This is a genomic window from Haloarcula sp. K1, assembly GCF_001647155.1.
GTDB lineage: Archaea > Halobacteriota > Halobacteria > Halobacteriales > Haloarculaceae > Haloarcula > Haloarcula hispanica.
Genome location: NZ_LRHL01000043.1, coordinates 1 through 23518 on the forward strand (window position 1 = coordinate 1; position 23518 = coordinate 23518).

Genomic DNA, 23518 nt, shown 5'->3' on the forward strand with positions numbered 1-23518 from the left:
GATCGTTCAGCTTCGCATGGAATCAGCTTATCTGAACACGATGCTGGCCACATTCTAAACCCCTTTTTGCCTCGACCGCAAAGCAGTGGCGAACACGTGCCCTCCACGTACAACCCGGTCCGTGGCGTCCTGCTACTCGTCGGTAGCCTGCTCGCGCGGTTCGGCCTCGTCGAGCGCGAGCGGGTCCGCCGAGCGACGGACCTGTCCTGGCCCCGGATCGTCACCGGGCTCGCCCGGATGTCGAAGTCGACGGTCGACGTGGCGATGGTCGGGCTGGCGCTCGGGCCGACCGCCATCGCCGGCGTCGGCTTCGCCGCGCCGTTCTGGGAGTTGGTGTTCGCGCTGGGCGGCGGCGTCGCCGGGGGGACAATCGGGATGGTGTCACAGCGCTACGGGGCCAATGCCGACGAGGAACTGGCGGTCACCGTCACGACCAGCGCCGCCGTCGTGCTGGGGCTGACACTCCCGCTGACGGCGGCGTACTGGGTCGTCCCCGGGCTGCTCGTCGACCTCGTCGGAACGGGGTCCGAAGCCGTCGGGTACGGGGTCCAGTACCTGCGCGTCGTCGCCCTCGGAGTCCCCTTCGCCGCACTGAACCTCATCGCCAGTCGGACGCTCGTGGGAGCCGACGACGCCTGGACGCCGATGCTGTTGCGGGCCGGCGGCGCGGTCGTCAATATCGCGCTGAACGCCGTCTTCATCTTCGGGTTCGGCCTCGGCGTCGTCGGTGCGGCGCTGGGCACGGTCATTGCGAACGTGCTCGTCACGGCTGGGTTCACCGTCGGGCTGGCTCGCGGCGGCCTCCCGATAATCGGCGCGTTTCCGGTCCAGGTTCCGATGTCGCGGCCGTTCCTCGACCGGGGACTGGGGCGGGACCTCGCGAAAACCGGGACGCCGCTGGTTGGGGCCAACCTCGCGCGGACCGGGGCGCAGTTCCCCCGGCTGTTCATCGTCGGCCTGTTCGGGCCCGGCGTCGTGTCGGCCTACGTCGTGGCGCTCCGCGTCCGGGCGCTGCTCGATACGCCGAACTGGGGGCTGAGCCTCGCGTCGAGCAGCCTCGTCGGACAGGCCCTGGGCGACGATGACGAGGCCAAGGCGACCGTCTGGGCGCAGACGGTGCTCCGGCTGAGTATCGGCGTGTACATCGTCGTCGCAGCGACGCTACTCCCGTTCTCGCGGGGCATCGCCCGCCTGTTCGTCTCGGACCCCACAGTGCTCCCGCTGGTGACGGTGTTCGTCGCCGTCGCCTGTGCCAGCGTCGTGTTCCGAGGTGTCGACGGCGGCTCGACCGGGCCGCTCCGGGCCAGCGGCGACACGCGCTGGCCGTTTTACTCCCAACTGGCCGGGATGTACCTGTTCGCCCTCCCGCTGGCGTATCTCGGCTACGTCACGCCGCTCGGCGAGGTCGCGCTGTACGCCTCGCTCGTGGTCGAGACGGCCGTTCCCGCGGCAGTGACCTACTATCGCTTCCGGTCGGGGACGTGGCGGGTCGTGAGCCGGTCCTACCGGCCCGACGCGGCGCTCGACGACTGACGGGTGTCGACGGCCAGAACGACGGTCTGGCGTCAGCCAGTCGACAGTATATTTGGGGCTCCACCCCGAGATGCTCGCGTGGATCGCACACGCGCTGTCTCCGTCGCTCGGGATGTCGTCCGCACTGTCCAAGAGGAGGAGGTCTCCTTTCTCGCGGCCGGCATCGCCTACTACATGTTCGTCTCGCTCCTGCCGCTGTTGTTGCTGACGCTGGTCGTCGGCACGCTGGCGGGCGGGGAGGCCTTTGCCGAGCGAATCGTGACGGCTGCGGGAGACGTGCTCTCGCCGACGGCATCGACGCTGCTCGAAGACGCGCTGACAAGCGGGGCTGGCCGCGGGGGCGCGACTGTGCTCGGCGTCGGCGTCACGCTCTGGAGCGCGCTCAAGGTGTTCCGCGGGCTTGACGCGGCCTTCAGCCGCGTCTACGGGACGGACGGCCCCGGTTCGATTGTCGGCGAGCTCGTCGACGGGCTGGCCGCGCTGGGCGGCATCGTCGTGGCGCTGGGCGGGCTCGGCGTCATCGGCGCTCTCGGAACGGTGCTGGGCGTCCAGGTTGCGCTGGGCGGACTCGCACTCATCCCTGTACTAACGGTGTCCTTCCTCCCACTGTACTACCTGTTTCCCGATCAGGAGATGACGATACGGGCGGCCGTCCCCGGCGCGGTGTTCGCCGGTGCCGGGTGGACGCTGCTCGGAACAGGGTTCAACGTGTACGCGGCGCAGGCCGACTCCTACCAGGTGTACGGCGTCATCGGCGGGGTCCTCCTGCTCGTGACGTGGTTCTACTTCGCCGGACAGGTGCTACTCGTGGGCGCAGCGGTCAACGCGGCGCTCGCGGACCGGCAACTACAACAGGTATCGCGCCGACGGTCCGGCAAAGCGATGAGTGAGGACGCTGACGAGACCGACACACCCCCGCCAGCCGGAACCGGGCCGACCGGACGAGACACTGATGCGCTGACAGACGAGGAGCTACAGGAACTCCGCGAAGAGTTCGAGTCGTTCCGCGAGGACGTCGAGGACCGGACGCTCCACCGTGACGAGGTGCGGTCGGACCTCAAGCAGTACGTCCGCCGCCGGATGCGCCGCGGCCACGCCCGACAGTGGGGCCCCTACATCGTCTTGCTGTACGGCACGATCATGACCCTCGGCGCGTTCTACTACCTGAAGGGGCTCTGGGCCGTGCTGGCGATGCTGGTCATCTGGCTGTCGGTACTGGGCCTTTACGCTATCATGATTGCTGTCGGTGTGACGCTTACTGCCACCGGCCTCCCCGGACGACTCGTTGACCGCGTGCGCGACTGGCGACAGTGATACGGGCTGTCGGCGTCACCGAGGTGCTGTCGGCGCTGCCCGGCGCAGTCGTCGTGCTGTTCTCCCTAATCACCCAGCTGGGTGATTTCTGGTTCACGTTTCTGGCCTGTGGCCTGCTGTACTGGCTCGGCCCGTGGACGCCAAAACTCGGGCAGGACCTCACTCGCGACCGGACGGCGATGCTGGTGGCACTGCTCGCCGTCGGCGTCGCGCTCGTCGTGTCACTGAAAGGCGTGTTCGCGCTGCCACGGCCGCCCGGGGCGGGCACGGCCACCCACGCCGAACTGCTCCCGGCGGCGCTGCGGGGCGTCTACGAGTCGATGGCGACCGGCGAAGGGTTTGGCTTCCCCAGTGGCCACGCCACCCTTTCGCTGCTCGTCTGGGGCGGTATCGCGTGGGCGCTCCGGGTCGGCACGCGTCGACAGCGCACCGCTGTCGCCGCGACAATCATTGCCCTCGTCGGGCTCTCCAGGCTGGTGCTCGGCGTCCACTACCTCGCCGACATCGTCGCGGGCTTTGCCATCGCCGGGACAGCCCTCGTACTCGCCCTCAGCGCACTCAAAACGCCCGAGCGAGTATTCGGCTTCGCGGCCGTCATCGCCGTTGCAGGGCTGTTCGTCACCGGCGTTTCCCGCAATTCGGCCGGCGCGCTGGGTGTCGCTGTCGCGGGTGCCGTGGTCTGGGCGCTCTTAGGAGATTCAATCCCGGAACCGACCCGGCACGGTGTCGGTATCACAGCGCTGCTGGGCGTTGTCTCGGTTGGAACGTTGCTCGGGGTGACGTTCGGGTTAGACCCGACGCCGGGCGTCGTCACGTTACTTGCGGGGCTTGGGACCGGGGTCCTGCTAACGCTGCCGCTGGCCGGTGAGCAACTCGCGAAAAAATACTGAAGCGGCGGCCGTTTAGAACTTCTCGAGGTAGCGGTCGAGTTCCCAGTCGGAGACGTCGACGAGGTACTCCTTGTGTTCCTGACGCTTGGCCTCGACGAAGTTCTCGAAGACGTGCTCGCCGAGCGCGTCGCTGATGACCTCGTCCTTTTCGAGTTCGTCGACGGCTTCGCCGAGGTTCTCCGGCAGCGTGGTGATGCCGTACTCCTCGCGTTTCTCCTCGTCGAAGTCGTAGATGTTCTCGCGGACCGGGTCCTCACATTCGAGGTCGCGCTCGACACCGTCGAGTCCGGCGTGGATGAGCGCCGCGAAGGCGAGGTACGGGTTACACGACGGGTCGGGGAAGCGAGCCTCGATACGGCTTGCGGCCGGCGTGCGGGCGGCCGGCTTGCGGATGAGCGCCGAGCGGTTCCGGTCGGACCAGGCGACGTAGACCGGAGCCTCGTAGCCCGGGACTAGACGCTTGTAGGAGTTCACGGTCGGGTTAGTGACCGCGGTGATGGCCGGTGCGTGTTCGAGGATACCGGCGGTGAAGCTCTTGGCCGTCTCGGAGAGGTTGAACTCGTCGTCGTCGTCGTGGAACGCGTTCTCGCCGTCCTCGGTGAACAGCGAGATGTGCGTGTGCATCCCGGAGCCGTTGATTTTCGGAATCGGCTTTGGCATGAACGTCGCGTGCAGGTCGTGCTCGGCCGCGATGGCGCGAACGACGGAGCGGAAGGTCGCGACGTTGTCGGCCGTGGTCAGGGCGTCGTCATAGGTGAAGTTGATTTCGTGCTGGCCCTGTGCGACCTCGTGGTGGGAGGCTTCGATGTCGAAGCCCATGTCTTCGAGGCCGTAGATGATGTCACGGCGCACGTCGGAGGCGAGGTCCTTCGGCGCGAGGTCGAAGTAGCCACCGGCGTCGTTGGTCTTGGTCGTCGCGCGGCCCTCTTCGTCTTCCTCGAACAGGAAGAACTCTGGCTCGGGGGCAGCGTTGACCGTATAGCCCATGTCCTCGGCGCGCTTGATGGCACGCTTCAGGACGCCACGCGGGTCGCCGGAGAACGGCTCGCCGGTCGAGGTGTCGATGACATCACAGATGAGACGGGCACTCGAACCGCCTTCGACGTTTTCTCTCCACGGGAGCACGGAGAACGTCGAGGGGTCCGGGTCCAGACGCATGTCGGACTCCTGAATCCGGACGAAGCCGTTGATAGAGGAGCCGTCGAAGTAGATGCCCTCTGTGAACGCTTTCTCTGCCTGGTCGGCTGTAATCGAGACGTTCTTGATTGTGCCGAGGATGTCGGTAAACTGGAGCCGAAGGAAGTCGACGTTCTTCTCGTCGATTTCGTCGAGTACCTCCTGTGCCGCCTCTGAAAGTTCGCTTGTCATCTTTGGACACCCGATAGGAGCGGTGCTACTACTAAAACCCTGCTGATTTGCGCAAAGGTTTCGACGCTTTCGCTTACATTTGGACATTCGTAAAATTCTAATCCCTGGGGGGCGTCCGCCAATGTAATGACGTACGAAAATCTCGACCGTGAGCTAGTGAATGCACTTCTGGGTGACGGCCGTGCCAGCCTCCGAAGCCTCGGAGAGGACCTCGACGTATCGGTAACAACCGTCTCAAATCACCTCTCCGATCTTGAGGACGAGGGGATCATCAACGGGTACACCCCCAAGGTCGATTACGACAAGCTCGGCTACGACGTGACGGCAATCATCCAGCTCAAGGTGGAGGGGTCGTCGCTCCCGGCAGTCACCGAAGACCTCAAAGAACACAAGCAGATGATCTCCGTGTACGAGGTCACCGGCGACTACGACATCATCGCGGTCGGGAAGTTCACCGATACCGACGGCATGAACGCCCAGATAAAGGAACTCCTCACTGACCCGGACATCAGGGAGTCGAACACCTCCGTCGTACTCAACGCCGCAAGCGAACACGAACAGTTCGACCTCGACCTGAAGGAGTAGCGACTGGCCTTCTGCCGTCGTTCCGACCTCTCCCAGAGCGACGGCTCCCGCGAGTCTGAACCCGATATAGCAGGGCATGCGAACCCACCCGCAGACGGTACCGACGAATACTTGACTGACCAGTCAGTTAGTAACACGTAATGGATGACGGCGATACGGCTGACGATATTATGGATGCGACCTACCGTGCGCTGTGTACGCACGGCTACGCGGATCTGACGATGCAGGACATCGCTGACGAGTCGGACAAGAGCAAGGCTGCCCTCCACTACCACTACGACAGCAAACACGACCTCCTCTGTGCGTTCCTCGAATACCTCTATGACGGGTTCGTCGACCGGATCGAGGACCCCGCCGGCGAGACCCCACACGAGCGCCTGCTTTCGCTCATCGATTCCGTGCTAGACAAGCCGGACGACGGGAGCGAAGAGTTCGGGACGGCGATTCTCGAAATCCGCGCCCACGCGCCATACGAACCTGGCTTTCGCGAGCGGCTCACGAAGTTCGACGATTACCTCGTCGACGAACTCGAAGTGATTCTCGAAGACGGTATCGCTGACGGGACGTTCAAATCGGACCTTGACGCCGATGAGACCGCCCGGTTCATCGTCACCGTGCTGACCGGGGCTGCGACCGAGCGCGTCACGACCGGACGCCCGGTCAAGTGTACCAGACGGATGCTCACCGAGTACGTCGAGACGCACCTTCTCGACGGACAGCAGGAGGTCACAGCGTGAGCCTCCGGCAGAAACTAGGCCGCTTGGGAGCGCGACTCGGGAACCTGTTCAAGGGGCAAGAGGAACTAGAACTGACAAGCGGTGACATCGGCAAGCCGCTGCTGTTTCTCTCCTTCCCCATCGTCATCACGAACCTGCTCCAGGTGGCGTACAACCTCGCCGACACGTTCTGGCTCGGCCAGTATTCCACGACAGCGCTTGCGGCAATCTCCTTTGCCTTCCCGATGATCTTCCTGCTCATCTCGCTCGGCATGGGGCTGTCGGTGGCGGGCAGCGTACTGGTCGCCCAGCATACCGGGGCTGAGGAGCACCGCGAGGCCGAGTACGCCGCCTCCCAGACTGTGACGTTCGCGCTGCTGGCCTCCGTGCTGCTCGGCGCGACCGGCTACTTCTTCGTCGAAGACTTCCTGTCGCTTTTGGGCGCATCCAGCGAGGTGCTGCCGGGCGCAACGGGCTACCTACAGGTCGTTTCGCTCGGGCTGACGGCGATGTTCGGCTTCTTCGTGTTCATCTCACTGATGCGCGGGGCCGGCGACACCATCACGCCGATGCTCGTGATGTTCGGGACTGTCGTGCTGAACATCGTCATCGACCCGTTCCTCATCTTCGGCTGGTGGGTGTTCCCCGAGATGGGCGTCGTCGGCGCGGCCGTCGCGACCATCTTCTCGCGTGCCGTAGCGCTGGTCGTCGGCATCGGTATCCTGCTGTCGGGCAGGCGCGGCGTGCGGATTCACCTCAGTGATATGGCCCCCGACCTGGAGTACCTCCGGAAACTGCTCAGGCTGGGCATCCCGGCCTCCGTCGAAGGCACCGGGCGCGCCGTGTCAGTCAACGCCATGCTGTTCATCGTCGGGACGTTCTCCGTGACCGTGGTCGCGGCCTTCGGCGTCGGCATCCGCGTGTTCTCGCTGGTGTTCATGCCCGCCATCGCGATGGACCGCGGCGTCGAAACGATGACCGGCCAGAACCTCGGTGCCGAGCGGCCTGACCGCGCGGCGACGGCCAACCACTTCGCCGCAAAAGTATCGTTTGCCATCCTCTCTGTGCTGGGTGTGGTCACGATCTTCGCCGCACCGGCCGTCGTCAGCGTGTTCAGCGACGACCCCGAGGTCGTCCGCATCGGGGCCGAGTTCCTCCAGTGGGTCGCCCCGACCTTCGGCTTCATCGGCGTCGTCCGGGCCTACTCCGGCGGGTTCCGCGGGGCCGGTAAGACGCTCACCGCAGCGGCGCTGGCGGTTACCATGCTGGGAATCATCCGCCTGCCGGTCGCCTGGGTCGCATCCCGCCCAGTTGCGGTCCCGGCGTGGCTCGGCCCGCAGGTCGTCGACCTCTTCGCGTACTCGCTGGCCGAACAGGGCATCTGGCTGGCCTTCGCCGTCTCGAACGTCCTCGCGGCCGGCCTCGCCGCGGCCTGGTTCCTCCGCGGGACGTGGCGCGAGGCCGACCCCCGGGCCGGCAGCGAACCGGCCATTGCAGACGACTGATGGCACAATCGAGACAACCGCAAAACGTTCTAAAATCGCGTTTCAGCGCCGTTCGGCCCGCTCGAAGCGCTCGTCCGTGAGGTACACGTCGCCGTCCCGAACCGTGACCTCGATACTGTCGAGGGCGTCGCCGGCGCAGGGGCCGTGCGTGCAGACGCCGTCGTCGCGTTCGAACTGCGCGCCGTGCTTGTGACACACCAGACGGTCGCCCCGCACAATCGCGCCCCGGCCCGGGTCGAGCGGGACTTCGGGCTGGTGGGGACAGGAGTTGCGCCAGGCGGCGACGGCGTCGCCCGAGCGGTGCAGGATGCAGTTGACGCCGCGCCGGCCGTCGCGCGCCTCGAACACGAGCGTGCTGTCGGTCGGCACCGAGTCGAGTTCGGCGATGCAGCGCGGGTCGTCGTTGCCGTCGGGCGACTGCTCGTCGTCGCCCCCAGCCGCCTGCCCATCGTCTCCAGTGCCGGAAAAACTGAATCGGACGGTTGCGTCGCCGGCTTCGACCTCGCCACCGTCGTCGTGGATACGGACCGATTCCGACTCGTCGTCGGTGTCAACGGTCACGTCCACGGGGTCGCTCATAGCAATGGGTCAGCGGCTGACACACATAGCGATGTCGAAGTCGGTCGCAACGTGCCGGTTGCAAAACTGAGTTATGTCAGCCCCTCGGAAGGTCGGTATGGACCGAGACGACGTTTCCGTCGAAGTGGAGGTCGAGGTAGCGGTAGATACAGCGGAACTGGAAGCCGAAGTCGAAGACATGGCGGAGTTCGAAGCCGAACTGGAAGGCAAGGGCGTCGAAATCGAACTTGAGGCCGAAGTCGAGTTCGCCGAACACGACGAACACGAGGAGATGGACGAGACAGAAGACGAGACGGCGGCCTCCGAAACCGGCGACGAGATGGACGAGACAGAAGGCGGCGACGAAGACCAGGAGTAGTCGCGGGCAGCAACGGACGTGGGGCAGGGCACCCCCAGGAGCGCGGGTGAACTGCTGTCAAATCACAGGTGCGTATCGGCCTCAGCAGTGAATCTCGGCAGCGCTGTGACCGATAGAATTCGGTCTATGTTCATCGATATCAGCTGTCGCGACTGATTCACGATGTCACTACGGCCTGACCCGTGACTTCCTGTCAGAATACGCACTGAAACTTTTTTCTCAGAGTACTTACTAATTAGCGGTGGCTACGAACAGGCACACGATGCACGACACGCCACACGTTATCGGTATCAGCGGAAGCCTCCGCGACGACAGCGGAACCAGAATCGCCGTCCAGCGCGCCCTCGACGCGGCAGTGGGGGATGGTGCAACGATCGAGCACATCGACCTCCGGGAGTGGGACCTCCCGCTGTTCGACCCCGACGCGGGTGAGGCCGACTCCGGTGACGGTCCGGAACTCGCCGCCCGTGTCCGCGAGGCCGACGCCCTGGTCCTCGGAACTCCCGTGTATCACGGCACCATCGCCTCACCACTGAAGACGGCGCTTGACTACTGCAGTATTGACGACGTCGAAGGGGCGACCGTCGGTATCCTCGCAGTGGCCGGCGGCGGGTTCCCCACGCCGACGCTACAGCATCTTCGCGCCTCTGTACTGGAGTTGAAGGGCTGGCCGCTTCCGCAAGCCGTTGCCATCCCCGAATCGTGGGCCGCCTTCGAGGACGGACACATCGCCGACGAAGACATCGCAGCGCGCGTCGAGGAACTGGGCTCAAACGTCGTCGCGTACACGGGTGTTGCGGACCGACGCGAAGAAACAGAACAGTCGGAACTGGCGACCGGCGACTGATACTGTTGACTGTCCCTTCGTGAAGACAGTCGCCAGCTCGGGGTGGCAATATTCGTCAGGGGAGTACAGCCAACAGTATGACTCACTCGAACCAGTCGACGAAACTGCCCTCCAGCAGCGTCTCCTCCTGATGGCGGATGTAGGTGGCCTGCATCCCCCAGATCGCTTCGGCCAGCGGGACGTTCTCCTCGACGCGGCGGCGGACGTAGTCGTGTTTCCAGCGCGCGGGCGTGAGCCGGCGGTCGACGCGCTCGCGTAGCGGCCGGATGTACCCATGGGCTTCCTCCGCCGAGAGGCCGCGCTGTTCGAGGCCCTCGCGTGCGTGCTCGAACAGTTCGCCGTATATCTCCTCGGTGCTGGTCGTCGTTGCCCCGTCAGCGGTGATCCACTCGATTTTCGCCCGGAGGCCGCTCCGAGCGGCGGCGTAGAAGTTCCGCTTCGCCGTCTCCCAGTCCAGCGACCGGATGGGGTGTTCGAGCTGTGGCAGGCTCTCCATCAGGCCGGCGAAAACGGCCGCGAACCCGATTGCGTCGTCGACGGTCGGCTGTGCGGCCAGCGGGCGGAACTCGATGCGGGCGTTGGCCGCCGACCGCGTCGGCCCCTCGAACACCGGCCTGACCCATCGCCAGTACGAGCCGTGCTTGTGCCGGAAGTGAACGAAGTCGTCGTCGAAGCGGGTCCCCGACTGCAGGTCGACCGGGACGATAGTGTCGTCAGCGACGATGTCGTCGATAGCCTCCTCGATGGAGTCGAAATCTGGCGGGAAGCAGACTTTCGGTGGCGTCAAGTCGCCGTCGGGCGGATTAAGGACCGACTCGAAGACGCCGATGCGGTTCTCCATGTTCGCCCCGGCGACGATTTCGGGGTCGGGCGCGTCGTCGTAGAGGTCCGGCGGGAAAAACGGCGAGTTGACGCCGAGTGCCAGCAGCGGCGCGGCGATGCGGAGCGCGTAGGTGAAATACTCCGGCAGGTCCGGGGCGTGGGGAATCTGGTAGTGGGGTTGAATCGAGGTGATGAGCGACTCCGGCATCACCGTCTCGGCCTGTAGCGAGACGTGTGGCGCATCGATCTCGAACGCCGAGGGGTAGTCGGTGTTGGCCATCGTGTGATAGCGGACGGAGTCCGACATGTTCGTCCCGATGCGGACGCCGCTCTGTTCGACGCAGTCACAGAGGTACTCCCGGGCCGTCTCGCCGGCGGGCGGAACGGTCCACATGCCATCAGAGACGAGGCGGATACCCTCGTTGCGTACCCGTTGCTGGGCCGGCATCAGCGACGCCTTCAGTTCGTTGCGCTGGGCCGCCAGCCCGTGGGTGTTCAACGGCTGCGGGCTCGTCTGCATCTCGGCGTTGTGCAGGCCGAGTTCCTTTTCGAACCCGATGAGTTCGAGCAACTGACGCGGGACCCGCTGGAGCGCGTCGGTCTGCTCATCGACGGCATACAGCTCCAGCTCCATGCCGACGATCGCCTCCGAGTTGTCGAAGGTCCCGCTCCGGACCGCGGATTTGAGCGCTTCGGCTTCCTCGCGGGCCCGTTCGTTGAACGACTCGCTGTCCGCTGCAAGCACCTCGGCCACCCGGTCTGCCAGTTCCGAAGCCGACATAACTCCGGGTTTGCAGTCACGGGTGTTAAGCGTGCCCCAGACAGTACGGGAGAAGCGAGAGCAGGGGTTCCACACACGACACCGACTTGCCAGCATCGGTCCCAACTCAGCGAGAGAACGGTAGTCACGCACTCACAGCAACTCGCCGACGTCGCTCACCCCCGACCTCGCCGAGAGTGCAGATCACACATCCTCACAGCAGCTCGCCGATGTCGCTCACTCCCGACCTCGCCGAGAAAGCAAATCACACATCCTCACAGCAGCTCGCCGATGTCGCTCATCGTCTCCCCTAACGGGTCCCGTTCCGCAGTTGTGAGCGCCCCCTCCACTGCATCGCGAGCTGCGGGCAACGGCTCGTGCGTTTCGATGTACACCGCCAGGGCAAACTCCTGTTCAGTTACGTCAGCGAGTGCGATGGCATCGCTGCGAGAGAGGTCCCCGGCGAGCCAATCGGGGATTATCTCACGGCCCTGTGGGCCGACCGGTGACACTTGCTCACCGACGAGATGGAGCGTCTTGGCGGCCATCACAGGCGCAACACCGGCGGCGCGGCCCGCATCGCCGACGCTCTTGCCGGCTGCGTAGGCCTCGACGACGGTCGCCGCTGTCGCCGCCGAGCACGGGAGGTCGTCGGCCACCGGGGCCAATCGCTCCGGGAGCGGGGCGTCCGTCTCGTCGACGGCAGCGACGCCGCGATCACGCTGGTGGGTCGTGACCTCGACACCGGCAGCGATATCCGACAGCGTCATTGAAATTTCATTCTTTGTGCCGGAATTTAATGCTGTCGGTATACCGATAGGCGCGGGTGTCGAACCCGATAACTACCTACCGGTTACCGGTCGGCAGTTGCATCGAAAACCGCCCGGAAACCCGTCTTTGCATCGGTTTTTTAACCCCTCGCCCAGCCGTAGGTGGGAACATGAGCACGACGGTAACGCAATGTCCGGAGTGTAACGGGTCGGTCAAACAGCAGGGTGTCGAGTCGGTCTGTGGCAGCTGTGGACTGGTCGTCGGCGAGGACGCCATCGACCCCGGACCGGAGTGGCGGTCGTTCGACGATGACGACACTGACCGGGCACGCACAGGCGCGCCATTGACACGGTCGCGTCACGACCGCGGCCTCTCGACGAAAATCGGCCGGTCGACACGGCTGAAAGGGCGCAAGCGCCGTCAGTTCGCCCGCCTCCGCCGCGAGCACAACCGCGCACAGATCAGCTCGAAACGCGAGCGAAACAAGGTGTACGCCTTCACCGAGATCCGGCGTATCATCAGTTCGATGTCGCTCTCAGACGCGATTCGGGACCGGGCCTGTGTGCTGTTCGAATCCGCACAGAACGAGGATCTGCTGCAGGGACGGACGCTGGAAGGGTTTGCGGCCGCGGCCATCTACGCCACCTGCCGGACCGAAGGTGTTGCCCGGACCGTCGACGAGCTCTGTACCGTCGCCAAGGCGACTCAGTCGGAGCTTCGCGCGGCCTACGACGCTCTGAACAGGGAGCTCGGGCTGCCAACCGGTCCGATTGACCCACGCGAGTACGTCCCTCGGTTCGCGACGACGCTGGACCTGCCGACGGCGGTCCGCCAGCGCGCGGAACAGCTCGTCGACGAGGCACAGGACCGCGGGCTGGTCAGCGGGCGCAATCCGGCCGGCGTCGCGGCGGCGTGTCTCTACACCGCGGCCCAGGAACGGGACGTGGCGCTCACGCAGGCCGAGGCGGCAGAGACAGCGGACGTAACGCCGGTCACGCTACGTGGGACCTACACCGAGCTACAGGAATAGACGGCGTCAGCGAGCGATTCAATCGAGCGCCGAGCCGACGTGTCCGGCGCTGTTTCTCGAAGCGGCTGTCCATGGGCCTGTGCCGTCGCTAGCGGCTCACTTTTCGGGATAGCGACAGCTGGTGCACCGAACCGGTCCGCGACAGCCCCGGTCGCGGGGTTCGGACCGGCACGGTTGAGGACGACCCGACAGAGTCCGGCGTCGAGTTCGCGGGCCAGCGCCCGGACCCGAAGCGCATCAGCGAGCGCCGCGCCCTCCGGCGTCGTGACGAGTATCGCGGCGTCGGCGGCTGCGAGGGGCAGACCCACGTCGGCGTGCAGGCCGGCTGGCGAGTCTACGATGACCCAGCGATAGGTCCGCTCCAGCGCGGCGAATACGTCCGTGAGGCCCTGCAAGTCGGCGCTTCGAGCGCCGGCCAGCGTCCGCCCGCAGGGAACGAGGGTCACGGGGCCGGTCTCACGGACAGCCTCGTGCGGGTCGGCGCGGTCAGCGAGAACGTCGTGCAGGTCGGGGCCGTGACTGGACGGGAGGTCCGCCATCCCGAGGTCGCCGTCGACGACGACGCTCCCAGCGTTCGCGTTCGAGCGCGAGTCCCTGCTGTTAGGCCGTTCGAGCGCGCTGAGTTCCGCCGCGAGATTGTACGCGATAGTGGACTTGCCGACGCCGCCCTTGCCGCCGGTGACTGCCAAGATCATGCCAGGCGCGACAGCGTCTCGGTCGGCACTGTGGCGGCCGCCCGTCGGTCGGCGAGCCGTTCGGCCCGCCGGGCCAACGCACGGAGCATCTGCTCGTCAGTATCGCCGCGTGTCGTGACCGTCCGGACGCCGGACAGGCCGTCCGCCGCGCGAACCGCAGCTGTCGCCGCCGACAGCGAGTCCGCCTCGGCCAGCCGCTCTGCGCGGTCGACGCGTCGAGCAACGGTTTCGAGCCACTGCGAGACAGCGTCGGGGAGCTGCTGGTCCGGTCGCAGGCCCATCGGCGTCCCCGACTCGGCTGGCGATTTGACGGTCGCTCGCTGCGGGTCCATCTCCTGTTCGACTGTGGATTCATTCGACCGCCGACTCGCGGCTTCGGCCGCCTGCGATGGCTCGCCTGCAGGCACAGCATCAACAGGCGGCGACGGGTCGCCCAGTTCCCTGAGGACGGCATCTGCGGAGTCGAGTCGCTCGTCCGCCGGGGTCGTATCGGACGTCGGCTCGGCACGCACCAGATCTGCCGGCTGGTCAGATAGTGGGGCCGGCGTCGCGTAACCGAGCGCGTGCGTTCCCGGGCCGACGATGCCCTCGAAGCCGTCCTCGGTCCAGCCGGCCTCTGGAACGCCCTGCTTTCTCGGCGGCCAGAGAGGGCCATCGAGACAGTTCCGAACAGTGATTCGAGTCGGTTCGGTAACGTCGCCGACGGTCGCCGTGACGAGCGTCACGCCGTCAACTCGCTCGGCGCGACAGTCGAAGGTAACCATAGGGGTGGTGGTCCGGCCTTCCGATTTAAAAGTCAGCAGCGGACGACAGGGGCGTCGAGACAGTCCGACGCAGCCGTCGGTGACCTGAACCGATCCGTTCCGAGGACGACCGGTGCGGGCGTCCGGGCGACCCGGAGTACGGCCAGCGCGGCCGTTACTGGATCGGCGTCGAACGGGCTGTCCGGGACCGGCCCCGGAACGGCTTCGATGGCCCGAGCGAACGCATCGGCGCATCGGTCGACGAGGGTCGCCCGGGCACTCCGTCGGAGATTCGCCAGTTCGTCAGCAAGCCGTCGCTGCTCCTCCAGCGTATCCCGGTAGGCGCGTGCCCGCTCCCGGCGGAGTTCGCGGGTCTCTCTGGCGGCAGCCCGTCGGGTCTCCCGTTCGCTCAGTTCTGTCGCCGCGTCCCGGAGGTCAGCCTGTACCGCCCCGTCGTCCGCCCCGACCGCCTGCCGAGCGGTGAGACGGCCGCGGTGGGTCGCGACCGCTTCCTGCAAGCCGTCGATGGTCGACTCCGGAACCGGCTCGACAGGGTCCGGCAGATCCGGCGGCGAACATTCGAGCTCGGCCAGCTGGGCGCGGCACTCCGCGATAGCGTCGTCCTGCGGGGTCTCGTGTCCCCGTGACCGAGCGGCGGCCGCGAGCGCGGTCCGCGTTCGGAGTCCCATCGACGGGTGGACGTATCCGGCGTAGGCGTACACGGCCGGTGGTTCCGGGCAGGAAAGGGCCGGAAAGCACCGCCGCCCACGGATACTCGCGGCGATGATTCGACCGTCGACGTCTCGCGCTCGGAGGTCGACGACAGCGCCCGCGTAAGTGGTTCCAGCGACGCGGAGCTTCACAGGTCGATGCCTCGGAGTTGGTCCGGGTCCGGGAGGTCACGCCCCGACGCGAACCGCTCGTAGGGCGTCGCCGGTTCCTCGCGTGCCTCGTACCGTTTGGCCGCCTCGCGGACGTGCTTCGGGACGTCTGTCGGCTCGAACGGTTCGACGTGTTCGATCTGTATGTCGAGGTCGTGTTTCTCGTGGAGCCGGAGCGCCTGGAAGGCCCCGAACTCGGTTCCGGAGAACAGCGCTGCTCTCCCGAACTGCCGAACGACACAGTCTTCGTGGGCACGACAGACGTTCCGCAGGTCTGTGCGTGCCGCCCGGGAGTACGTGACGACGAGTAGCACTGGGTAGACATTACTATTATTACTATAAAATTTTACTGAATTGAATGTGGTTTAAATTGAATATATATGACGACTGCCCAGAAAGATAGCGGCGGCAGTCGGACTCCGGAGTCGACACTGTGGACAGCAGATGGAGACATCGACAGTACCCGCGGTGCTAGAGAACGTCCTACTCGACGACTGTAACGGTAAATTCGCCGGCGTCCGCGACGAGGTCTTGCACCCGTTCGCGGGCTGCTGTCTCGGATGGCGCGAGGACGACGAGGCCGTCCACGGCGGCCTCACCGCTTGCCCGGTAGGCCTGCAGGTCCCCCTCGAACTCAGTCGCGTAGGTCCGGAGCGTCCCGCGAACGTCCTGTTCGAGGTCACTGAGTGACTTCGACCCTGTCTCGAACTCGGCCAGCGCCTCCTCGATGTTGCGGAGTGCGGAAATGCGGTCCATATCAGGTCGTCCGGAGGTGGTCCGTCCGGGGCTCGTACACCTCACCTTTCTGTTTCAGCTTGTCGATCTCGTGTTCGGCCTTCGACTCGTCGATGCCGACCTCCTCGGCGCGTTCGATGACCACGTCGGCAGGCGCGCCCTCGTCGTACTCGTCTTCGATGTCCGAGATGATGCCCTTGATGTTCTGGATGCGGTCGCGCTGGGTCTTTGACTGGCCGGTCTCGACCACATCGGCGTCGAACTCGCCGGTCTCGGGGTCGACGCCGATCTCCTTCAGGCAGTAGTGGGCGATGTCGACCGCTCGGTCGGCGTCGGCTTCGTCGACGGTGTCAGAGAGGCGTATACGTGCAGAGGCCTCGGCCAATCGGACCAGCGCCTCCAGTTTCCGGGCGGTGACGGGCACCGGCGCGTCCTCGTCCTGTCCCTTCATCCGTAGGTCGACGTAGAAGTCCTCGATACGGCTCTTTGCCTCCTCGGTCATCGTCGGGAAGCAGTTGCGCTTCGCGTAGGCGACGTACTTCCGGAGGAGGTCCGGTTCGATTGTCGGCGCGACCTCCTCGGTGACGGTCCCGACCTCCTCCTCGCTGAAATTCGAAGTGGGGTTTTCCGTCCGGTGCGTGTGGAGTTCGCCGGCGTAGTTGGTCTGGATGATGTGCTCGGCGAGGTTCCGGTCTTTCTCCTCGTCGGGCTTGTCCGTCACGGTGAAGATGAGGTCGAACCGGGAGATGAGCGCCGGTTCGAGGTCGATCTGCTCCCCGATGGGTTCGTACTGGTCGAAACGACCGTACTTCGGGTTAGCCGCGCCCAGCAGCGAACAGCGGGATTTGAGTGTCGCGTTGATTCCAGCCTTCGAGACGCTGATACGCTGCTGTTCCAGCGCTTCGTGCATCGCGGAGCGGTCTTCCGGAGACATCTTATCGAGTTCGTCGATAGCGGCGATGCCCTGGTCTGCGAGCACGAGCGCGCCCGCTTCCAGCGTCCACTGCTGGCCGTCGCCGAAGTCGTCGCGCACGGCGGCCGCAGTGAGCCCCGCGCTCGACGACCCTTTGCCGGAGGTGTAGACAGAGCGTGGTGCGATATTCTCGATATATGACAGCATCTGTGAGTTATGCGAGACCACGCCGTTAGTGAGATAGTTGTGTGTTCCCTCGATTTCGAGGTCGTAGACCCACTTTTCGTCGTGTTCGATAGGTTCTATCGATTCGATCCGGTCCCATGCCATATCGCCTTCGACGAATGCAGTGAGTGAATCCAGGTCTTGACGGAGTGACCCCGTTCCGCCGCCGTCGCTACGCGCAGTGTCGCTGATAGGTGTGTCATTGTTCATCTCAGCCAACCGTGCCTGGAACGCATCGAGAACCGATTCGAAACTGTCACGGCTTGGGTTTCGGCGTCCCCGCTCGTAGTGTTGATACGTCGAACGCGGAAGGCCGCACTCGGATTGGGTCAGTCCAAGTGCTTCCCGGATGCGACGGAGTTCCGGACCCAGATTGGGGACAATATCGAGATTCGTATTTCCGCGAGTTCCCTGGAACTGCTGGCACGCCTCGGTCTTTCGCTCTGTAATAAATCCGATTTTTTCGGCGTAGTCATGGAAGGAGTTTCCGGAGATTCGAAGCCGGTAGCTACCGTTGTTCCGGGGTTGGAGTTGTGCCGTGATTCCTTGTGTGACGAGCAGAGTTCGAACATCTTCCAGCAGCGGTTTACTCATCGAAGCAACAGTAATCTCCCGCTGTGATGTCGAAACGTGTCCCTCTCCCTCGATATAGCCTCGAATAAATCCGGTGACAACGTTGTCGCTGGCTCGCATGATATCTTGCGGAACGCGTCTCTCCGCCGAGGACTGGAGCAACGTTTCGTCCAGAGATGCGAGGAAGCTCACGAACTCGCCGGCAGAACACAACAGTTCGCGGGTGGTCTTCCCCTCGTGTGAACTCCGTTCCGTAACGTTGAGGTTCAGTGTCTCCAGAACAGATTTCGCGTCATCGAGAACTTCGCGGTCGTTATTGGTTATCGAAACATACCCCGTGTTATCCGGACGTTGCTCGACGTACCCCTCGGCAACAATATAACCGATCAGACGGGCCAGTTCGGGTGTCCACTGCGGTGGAAGGTCAAGGTCGATTCTGTTGTGGGCCTGTGATTGTCGGAACGTGACATCCAGTTCGTTACAGGCATTTGTGGAAACCTTCCGTGGAACGGCAACGTGTGTCCCGCTCTCTAATTCCTCGGCTTTCCTGGCCTGGAACCGGCCGTCAGATTGGACGAACAGTGGATGGGACGGGGTTACATCGAGTTCACGACCGGTCGCAGTTCGTATCCGATACAGTGTTTCCGGTGCCTCGCGCTTCCAAACCTTGGTCGCGTTTTGCGTGGCTACTGTTCCATCGGATTGGAGTGACGGGACATCGAAATCAACGGTATCCCACACGCCGTCGTCGACTGGTCTGGGATCATCTAAGTTCGATTCGACGACCTCTCGTATCGGCCGTTCGCGGCCGTCTGCGAGCGTTACGCGAGTGTCGCCGTGAACGCATTTCCCCGTTCCCGGGTCCCCTATCAGCAACATATGGAGGTCCCCGCGTATTCGAGATCCGTCAGGAAGTTCCTTGGTCACGCCCGAGAAGAGCTGGAGCATCATCGCGAGCTTCTCCTTCTCGTAGCCGTAGATGGAGGGTGCGATGGCCCCGACCATCTTGTCGTAGATGTCAGCTTCGTTGGAGAGTTCGACGATCTCCTTCTTGTCGGCGTCGGTGATCTCCATGTCCTCGAACTGCTCGTCCTCGATTTCGACGCTGACGCCCTCCATGTAGATGTCGAACATCGGGGACTTCTCGTTGTCGTTGCCCCGCTGGTCGAGCTTGAGGATGCCGGTCACGCGGACGTGATCGCCCGCAGTGACGTGGCCTGTGATGTCGTCCTCGATGTTGATGTCGATGGACTGGGGTGTCTCCCCGCCACGCAGGCCTTCGGGGGACTCCTGCACGCGGAGCTTCTGGGCGTCGATGAACTGGGACTGGTCGGTGTTGAGCCGGAACGGCCCCTGTCGTTCACAGCCCTGGCAGTCGTGGGGTTCCTGGAAGTCGCCGGCGGTCTGGGGGATGCGCGTGAGCGTCCCACAGCGCTGGCACTCGAAAGCCGCCTCGATGACCTTCGGGCGCACGTCGGTCGCTTTCCGGATGATGCCCCTGACGGCGACGAGGTTGCCGTGGTGTTCGTGGCGCAGGTCGCGGATGTCCTCGGATTCGGGGAGGTTCCGGACCCGGACGTGAGCCTGCCCGAGCGAGACATCGACGGGGAGGTCGTACAGTCGAAGGGCCTCCTCGGCGTACTCCTGAATCTGCTCGGGCTTGGTGCGGTAGTCGTCGGCCAGGTCCGGGTCGAAGCGATAGAGGTCGTCCCAGTCGATATACAGCGATTTCTGGTCGTTCGGATATTTCTGGGCGAGCTCACCGATCTCGTTGCGGTAGTAGTTGCGGTAGAACTCCTCGAAGCGGTCGATGAGTTCGGTGTTCTCGGCGGTCGCCATTTGAGTGGACAGTGGTTATGCCCACTGGCCTAAGAAGGTTCGCAAACCGGGGTGGAACTGAAATGAGGCGGCATTGGGGTACTATTAGTATCAGTGCCGAGAATTGGGACCAGTAGTTTTTGCTGGTATACCTGATTCACTCAGAGTAGAATAACCGTGCGCGATCAAAAAATCACAAGGCGTCGGCTCCTCGCCAGCGGCAGCGCGGCCGCGACCGCAACGCTCGCCGGCTGTGCAGGCCGCTTCGGGGATTTCGGAGGGAGCGGAGACGAGGACACCGGCGACAGCCAGCAAGCGACGGAAAGCGACATCGACGTGAGCGATGCGGCGGCGACTGTCGGAATGGTGTACGCACTGGGCGGGCTGGATGACCGCTCGTTCAACGATGCGGCGAACCGCGGCATTCAGCGCGCGCGGCTCGATGATGGGGTCGAATACACGAACCACGAGCCAAACAGCGTCGCCGGCTTCGCCGAGGTACAGGCCGAACTGGCGAGTTCGACGAACCCACCATACGACCTGATCTGCTGTATCGGATTCCTGCAGGCCGAGGGGCTGTCTGAGACTGCACCGGAGTACACAGACCAGCAATTCATGATCGTCGACTCTGTCGTAGAGGCCGACAACGTGGCGAGTTACGTGTTCCGCGAACACGAGGGATCGTTCCAGGCCGGGAACCTCGCTGGGCTGCTCACGACCAGAGATATCGACCTCGGGGCAGGCTCGACGAACCCGGACGAGACGACCGTCGGATTCGTCGGCGGCCTCGACCAGCCCCTCATCCACAAGTTCGAGGCCGGCTTCAGAGCCGGCGTCGAGTACGCCAACACGGACGTCGATGTCCTCACGGAGTATCTCGGGAATTTCGACGACGTGCAGGGCGCCCGCGACATCGCAGCCGGGATGTACGACGATGGGGCGGACATCGTCTACCACGCAGCGGGTGGCGCAGGTGTCGGTATCTTCCAGGCCGCACAGGCCAGTGGCCGGTACGCAATCGGTGTTGACTCGGACCAGTCTCGCAGTAACCCCCGGTACGCTGATGTCGTGCTGGCGAGCATGGTCAAGCGGGTGAACGTCGCAGTCTACGACGCGGCGACGGCGACGGTCGCGGACAGCCTCCCCGCTGGTGAGGTCGTCTCTCTCGGGCTAGATAGTGACGGGGTCGGCATTGTCTATGGCACTTCCCTCGAGCCGGCGATTCCCGATGACGTCAGGACGGCACTGTCGACATCACGGGAGCAGATCGCCGCCGGCGACATCGTCGTCCCCACTGAGCGCTCCAGCACGGGTGGTGCCTGATGGCGAGCGGTCCGCTCGATGAGCTGGCGAGCGCACTTGATCGGGTCGCCCCCGAGTTCGTCCGGCAGCGGTTCGCTGCGAAGTTCGCTGTCGCGTTCCTCGCCGTGTTGCTCGTCATCGCGGGCGCTGGGGCGTTCACCTTCCAGGCGACATCCACAGCAGTCGAACGCCAGACGACCGGACAGCTCGCCGAGACCAGCCAGCTAGAGGGGGACGCTATCGGCTCGTGGGTCGAGCAGCAGCGCACGCACACACGCTCCGTCTCGCAGGGCGAGCCACTCCGGAGCGACCGGCGCGCCGCGGCGTACATCCTTCTGCAGGACCAGCTACTGCCCGATGATGTTGTCAGTATGCACCTCGTGAATGATACTCGTGGCGAGGTGGTCGCCAGCACGGAACTCCCGCTGGAGGGGCGGTCGCTGTCCGAACTTGACGCGCCGTGGACGAACGCCGAAGTGCCGGAAGGGCCTGGGAACAACAGTCAGGTGTGGTCGAGTAGTCGGTCGTACCGCTCACCGGTCCTCAACGACGAGCCCGTGATGGCGTTCGCTAGCTCGGTCCCGAAGCGTGACGGCTCGCATCTCGTCGTCGTCACGCGCATCCAGAGCCAGGTCGACCGCCTCAGCGATACGAACTCCACGAAAGAAACCACGATTCTGAACACCAACGACGAGACGGTACTGAACATCGACCGCGAGTTCGATGCCGACACCCACAGTGAGAGCCTCGCAGCGATCCGCGACGCAAACGGTACGGCAACACCGGTGACAGCAGTTTCCGATGGTCGCGTGTACGCGTTCGCACCCGTCCCGACGACGAACTGGGTCACGGTGACGAGCCTGGACACGGCGCAGGCGTTCAGTGTCCGTGATACGGTCGGGCAGACGGTCGGACTGCTTGTCCTGCTGGCGCTCGTTTCGTTGTCGGCTGTCGGCCTCGTGCTCGGGAAACGGACGGTCGACCCACTGAAGCAGTTGCGGGACCGTGCCGAGCGCATCGAGGCCGGCGACTTCGATGTCGACCTCGAGACGAACCGCGCCGACGAAATCGGTCGCCTCTACGGTACCTTCGACGATATGCGGCTCTCACTCCAGAACCGTATTCAAGAAGCGGAGGACGCAGTCGAGGAGGCGAAGACGGCGCGAGCAGAAGCCGAAGAACTGCGTACGGAAGCGGAGGACGCACGGGCAGAGGCAGAGGAAGCCAGCCAGCGCCTCCAGGAGCGCGCTGCCGAGTACAGCGCGGTGATGCAGGACATCGCCGACGGTGACCTCACGAAGCGACTCGACGAGGACGCAGAGGAGACAGCGATGCGAGAAGTCGCGGTGGAGTTCAACGCAATGCTCGACGGGCTCGAAGCCACCGTCAGCGAGGTCGCGGCGTTCGCCGACGAAGTCGCGGATGCCACGATTGAGGTCGCGACTGGGGCCGAGGAAATCGAGACGACGAGCCAGACGGTCAGCGACCGCATACAGGAGATCACAGACGGAGCCATCAGACAGCACGACGACCTTGAGGAGGCCGCCGCCGAGATGGACGAGCTATCGGCGAGCATCGAGGAGGTCGCAGCGTCGTCGACGACGGTTGCAGAGACGGCCAGGGACGCCGTCGACCGTGGCGAAACCGGCCGGGAAGCCGCTGAGTCGGCCATCGACGACATGGCGGAAATCGAGTCCCGGTCGGCAGACGCGGTCGACCAGATTCTCGATCTGCAGGAGCGTATGGACGACATCGGCGAGATTGTCGACTTCATCACAGATATCGCCGAACAGACGAATATGCTCGCCCTGAACGCCAACATCGAGGCCGCCCGCGCCGACAAGGACGGCGAGGGGTTCGCTGTTGTTGCTGACGAGGTCAAGAGCCTCGCGGAGGAGACAAAGCAGGCGGCAGCAGAGATAGAAGCCGAAATCGCGGCCGTACAGACGGAAACCGACGAGACTGTCACCGACATCCGCGCGACCAGCGACCACATTGACACCGGTGTCGAGACTGTCCGTGAGGCTGCCGATGCGATCGAGGATACCGTCGACGCGATAGAGAACGCCAACGACGGTATTCAGGAGATCGCGGACGCCACAGAGGACCAGGCCGACGCGACGCAGAGCGTCGTCCACCGCGTCGACGGGGTATCCGAGATCAGCCAGAACGTGACGGAGGACGCAGAGCAGGTCTCGGCGGCCGCCGAAGAGCAGTCCGCGTCCGTCGCCGAAATCGCCCAGAGCGCGGATGAACTCCGCGACCGTGCCGACTCGCTGGCCCGGACCGTCGATCAGTTCGACACCAGCGGCAGAGCGGTCGAGCGCGGCGATACCGCCGGTGTCGGCGGGGAGCGCACCACGCGTTCGGCTCCCGACAGGGCTGACGACTGACGCGACGTGCCCTCGCGGCGGGCTCTTTTCACAGTGTTGTTCGGAAAGTCGTTGCTGGACAACGGTAAGGACCGGCCGCGAAGACGGGTGAGAGCAGCGACGACAGCAGGCGACTGGCAGTACAGACCGCTAGAGAGGAGCGGGAGAAGCGACAGAACGGTC

The 23518-nt window shown here is 64.5% G+C and carries 21 protein-coding genes; 11 read left to right on the top strand and 10 right to left on the bottom strand.

Annotation, left to right across the window (positions count from 1 at the left end; all coding sequences use genetic code 11):
* Nucleotides 1–96 precede the first annotated feature (96 nt).
* The 3 genes from AV929_RS13500 to AV929_RS13510 all read left to right on the top strand — a co-directional run bounded on the left by AV929_RS13500 (nt 97) and on the right by AV929_RS13510 (nt 3737).
* A complete protein-coding gene (locus AV929_RS13500; RefSeq protein ID WP_064288511.1) occupies nt 97–1533 on the top strand; it encodes an MATE family efflux transporter in 1437 nt (478 codons plus the stop codon).
* Between the two features lie 78 nt (nt 1534–1611).
* Entirely contained in the window at nt 1612–2847 is a 1236-nt protein-coding gene (locus AV929_RS13505; RefSeq protein ID WP_064288512.1) for a YihY/virulence factor BrkB family protein, read from the top strand.
* Nucleotides 2844–3737, top strand: a complete 894-nt coding sequence (locus AV929_RS13510) for a phosphatase PAP2 family protein (RefSeq protein ID WP_080510085.1) — start codon at nt 2844–2846, stop codon at nt 3735–3737. The genes AV929_RS13505 and AV929_RS13510 overlap by 4 nt, the downstream gene beginning before the upstream one ends.
* A 12-nt stretch (nt 3738–3749) precedes the next feature.
* Here AV929_RS13510 and glnA read toward each other — a convergent pair whose 3' ends face one another.
* A complete protein-coding gene (glnA, locus tag AV929_RS13515; RefSeq protein ID WP_007187832.1) occupies nt 3750–5105 on the bottom strand; it encodes a type I glutamate--ammonia ligase in 1356 nt (451 codons plus the stop codon).
* A 126-nt stretch (nt 5106–5231) separates the two neighbouring features.
* Here glnA and lrp point away from each other — a divergent pair, with 126 nt between their 5' ends.
* The 3 genes from lrp (at nt 5232) to AV929_RS13530 (ending at nt 7911) form a co-directional block, all read left to right on the top strand.
* Complete coding sequence (gene lrp, locus AV929_RS13520) at nt 5232–5690, top strand: HTH-type transcriptional regulator Lrp (RefSeq protein ID WP_004960124.1); 459 nt, start codon at nt 5232–5234, stop codon at nt 5688–5690.
* Between the two features lie 140 nt (nt 5691–5830).
* Complete coding sequence (locus tag AV929_RS13525; RefSeq protein WP_004960121.1) at nt 5831–6427, top strand: TetR/AcrR family transcriptional regulator; 597 nt, start codon at nt 5831–5833, stop codon at nt 6425–6427.
* Nucleotides 6424–7911, top strand: a complete 1488-nt coding sequence (locus AV929_RS13530) for an MATE family efflux transporter (protein WP_064288513.1) — start codon at nt 6424–6426, stop codon at nt 7909–7911. The genes AV929_RS13525 and AV929_RS13530 overlap by 4 nt, the downstream gene beginning before the upstream one ends.
* A gap of 42 nt (nt 7912–7953) precedes the next feature.
* Here AV929_RS13530 and AV929_RS13535 read toward each other — a convergent pair whose 3' ends face one another.
* The gene (locus AV929_RS13535) at nt 7954–8490 is read right to left on the bottom strand and encodes a Rieske (2Fe-2S) protein (protein WP_050037321.1); all 537 of its coding nucleotides are present in this window, start codon (nt 8488–8490) and stop codon (nt 7954–7956) included.
* A gap of 97 nt (nt 8491–8587) precedes the next feature.
* On the opposite strand from AV929_RS13535, the gene AV929_RS13540 reads away from it, so the two are divergent.
* Together AV929_RS13540 and AV929_RS13545 are read left to right on the top strand one after the other, a co-directional pair.
* On the top strand, nt 8588–8848 hold the full coding sequence (locus AV929_RS13540) for a hypothetical protein (protein ID WP_023843050.1): 261 nt from the start codon (nt 8588–8590) through the stop codon (nt 8846–8848).
* A 262-nt stretch (nt 8849–9110) separates the two neighbouring features.
* The gene (locus AV929_RS13545; RefSeq protein ID WP_014039088.1) at nt 9111–9695 is read left to right on the top strand and encodes an NADPH-dependent FMN reductase; all 585 of its coding nucleotides are present in this window, start codon (nt 9111–9113) and stop codon (nt 9693–9695) included.
* Between the two features lie 82 nt (nt 9696–9777).
* On the opposite strand, the gene AV929_RS13550 is transcribed toward AV929_RS13545, so the two are convergent.
* Together AV929_RS13550 and AV929_RS13555 are read right to left on the bottom strand one after the other, a co-directional pair.
* Nucleotides 9778–11298, bottom strand: coding sequence for a hypothetical protein (locus AV929_RS13550; protein ID WP_064288514.1), 1521 nt, complete (start codon nt 11296–11298; stop codon nt 9778–9780).
* A gap of 254 nt (nt 11299–11552) precedes the next feature.
* Nucleotides 11553–12047 carry a hypothetical protein gene (locus AV929_RS13555; protein ID WP_064288515.1) on the bottom strand — a complete coding sequence of 165 codons (495 nt, stop codon included), beginning with the start codon at nt 12045–12047 and terminating at the stop codon, nt 11553–11555.
* A gap of 170 nt (nt 12048–12217) precedes the next feature.
* Here AV929_RS13555 and AV929_RS13560 point away from each other — a divergent pair, with 170 nt between their 5' ends.
* Complete coding sequence (locus AV929_RS13560) at nt 12218–13078, top strand: transcription initiation factor IIB family protein (protein WP_014039085.1); 861 nt, start codon at nt 12218–12220, stop codon at nt 13076–13078.
* Here the strand turns inward: AV929_RS13560 and AV929_RS13565 are convergent.
* The 6 genes from AV929_RS13565 to AV929_RS13590 all read right to left on the bottom strand — a co-directional run bounded on the left by AV929_RS13565 (nt 13057) and on the right by AV929_RS13590 (nt 19682).
* Nucleotides 13057–13773, bottom strand: a complete 717-nt coding sequence (locus AV929_RS13565) for an AAA family ATPase (protein WP_064288516.1) — start codon at nt 13771–13773, stop codon at nt 13057–13059. The two genes, AV929_RS13560 and AV929_RS13565, sit on opposite strands and share 22 nt — an antisense overlap.
* Nucleotides 13770–14537 carry a hypothetical protein gene (locus tag AV929_RS13570; protein ID WP_014039083.1) on the bottom strand — a complete coding sequence of 256 codons (768 nt, stop codon included), beginning with the start codon at nt 14535–14537 and terminating at the stop codon, nt 13770–13772. The genes AV929_RS13565 and AV929_RS13570 overlap by 4 nt, the downstream gene beginning before the upstream one ends.
* Nucleotides 14538–14569: 32 nt before the next feature.
* On the bottom strand, nt 14570–15379 hold the full coding sequence (locus tag AV929_RS13575; protein WP_064288517.1) for a hypothetical protein: 810 nt from the start codon (nt 15377–15379) through the stop codon (nt 14570–14572).
* Entirely contained in the window at nt 15376–15711 is a 336-nt protein-coding gene (locus tag AV929_RS13580) for a hypothetical protein (RefSeq protein ID WP_064288518.1), read from the bottom strand. Before AV929_RS13580 ends, AV929_RS13575 begins: the two co-directional genes overlap by 4 nt.
* A gap of 169 nt (nt 15712–15880) precedes the next feature.
* Nucleotides 15881–16153, bottom strand: a complete 273-nt coding sequence (locus AV929_RS13585) for a hypothetical protein (RefSeq protein ID WP_014039081.1) — start codon at nt 16151–16153, stop codon at nt 15881–15883.
* Nucleotide 16154: 1 nt separating this feature from the next.
* Complete coding sequence (locus tag AV929_RS13590) at nt 16155–19682, bottom strand: LAGLIDADG family homing endonuclease (protein ID WP_064288519.1); 3528 nt, start codon at nt 19680–19682, stop codon at nt 16155–16157.
* A 156-nt stretch (nt 19683–19838) separates the two neighbouring features.
* Between AV929_RS13590 and AV929_RS13595 the strand changes: the two genes are divergently transcribed.
* Both AV929_RS13595 and AV929_RS13600 read left to right on the top strand, forming a co-directional pair.
* Nucleotides 19839–20984: a BMP family protein gene (locus tag AV929_RS13595; protein ID WP_064288520.1), complete on the top strand. Its 1146-nt coding sequence runs from the start codon at nt 19839–19841 to the stop codon at nt 20982–20984.
* Nucleotides 20984–23356 carry a methyl-accepting chemotaxis protein gene (locus AV929_RS13600; RefSeq protein ID WP_064288521.1) on the top strand — a complete coding sequence of 791 codons (2373 nt, stop codon included), beginning with the start codon at nt 20984–20986 and terminating at the stop codon, nt 23354–23356. The genes AV929_RS13595 and AV929_RS13600 overlap by 1 nt, the downstream gene beginning before the upstream one ends.
* The last annotated feature ends 162 nt before the right edge of the window (nt 23357–23518 follow it).

Bases quoted from the DNA above. Each gene is read 5' to 3' on its own strand.
- glnA (WP_007187832.1), bottom strand. From the start codon at position 5,105: ATGACAAGCGAACTTTCAGAGGCGGCACAGGAGGTACTCGACGAAATC.
- AV929_RS13540 (WP_023843050.1), top strand. From the start codon at position 8,588: ATGGACCGAGACGACGTTTCCGTCGAAGTGGAGGTCGAGGTAGCGGTA.
- AV929_RS13600 (WP_064288521.1), top strand. From the start codon at position 20,984: ATGGCGAGCGGTCCGCTCGATGAGCTGGCGAGCGCACTTGATCGGGTC.
- AV929_RS13535 (WP_050037321.1), bottom strand. From the start codon at position 8,490: ATGAGCGACCCCGTGGACGTGACCGTTGACACCGACGACGAGTCGGAA.
- AV929_RS13570 (WP_014039083.1), bottom strand. From the start codon at position 14,537: ATGGTTACCTTCGACTGTCGCGCCGAGCGAGTTGACGGCGTGACGCTC.
- AV929_RS13590 (WP_064288519.1), bottom strand. From the start codon at position 19,682: ATGGCGACCGCCGAGAACACCGAACTCATCGACCGCTTCGAGGAGTTC.
- AV929_RS13545 (WP_014039088.1), top strand. From the start codon at position 9,111: ATGCACGACACGCCACACGTTATCGGTATCAGCGGAAGCCTCCGCGAC.
- lrp (WP_004960124.1), top strand. From the start codon at position 5,232: ATGACGTACGAAAATCTCGACCGTGAGCTAGTGAATGCACTTCTGGGT.
- AV929_RS13555 (WP_064288515.1), bottom strand. From the start codon at position 12,047: ATGACGCTGTCGGATATCGCTGCCGGTGTCGAGGTCACGACCCACCAG.
- AV929_RS13525 (WP_004960121.1), top strand. From the start codon at position 5,831: ATGGATGACGGCGATACGGCTGACGATATTATGGATGCGACCTACCGT.
- AV929_RS13585 (WP_014039081.1), bottom strand. From the start codon at position 16,153: ATGGACCGCATTTCCGCACTCCGCAACATCGAGGAGGCGCTGGCCGAG.
- AV929_RS13560 (WP_014039085.1), top strand. From the start codon at position 12,218: ATGAGCACGACGGTAACGCAATGTCCGGAGTGTAACGGGTCGGTCAAA.
- AV929_RS13565 (WP_064288516.1), bottom strand. From the start codon at position 13,773: ATGATCTTGGCAGTCACCGGCGGCAAGGGCGGCGTCGGCAAGTCCACT.
- AV929_RS13550 (WP_064288514.1), bottom strand. From the start codon at position 11,298: ATGTCGGCTTCGGAACTGGCAGACCGGGTGGCCGAGGTGCTTGCAGCG.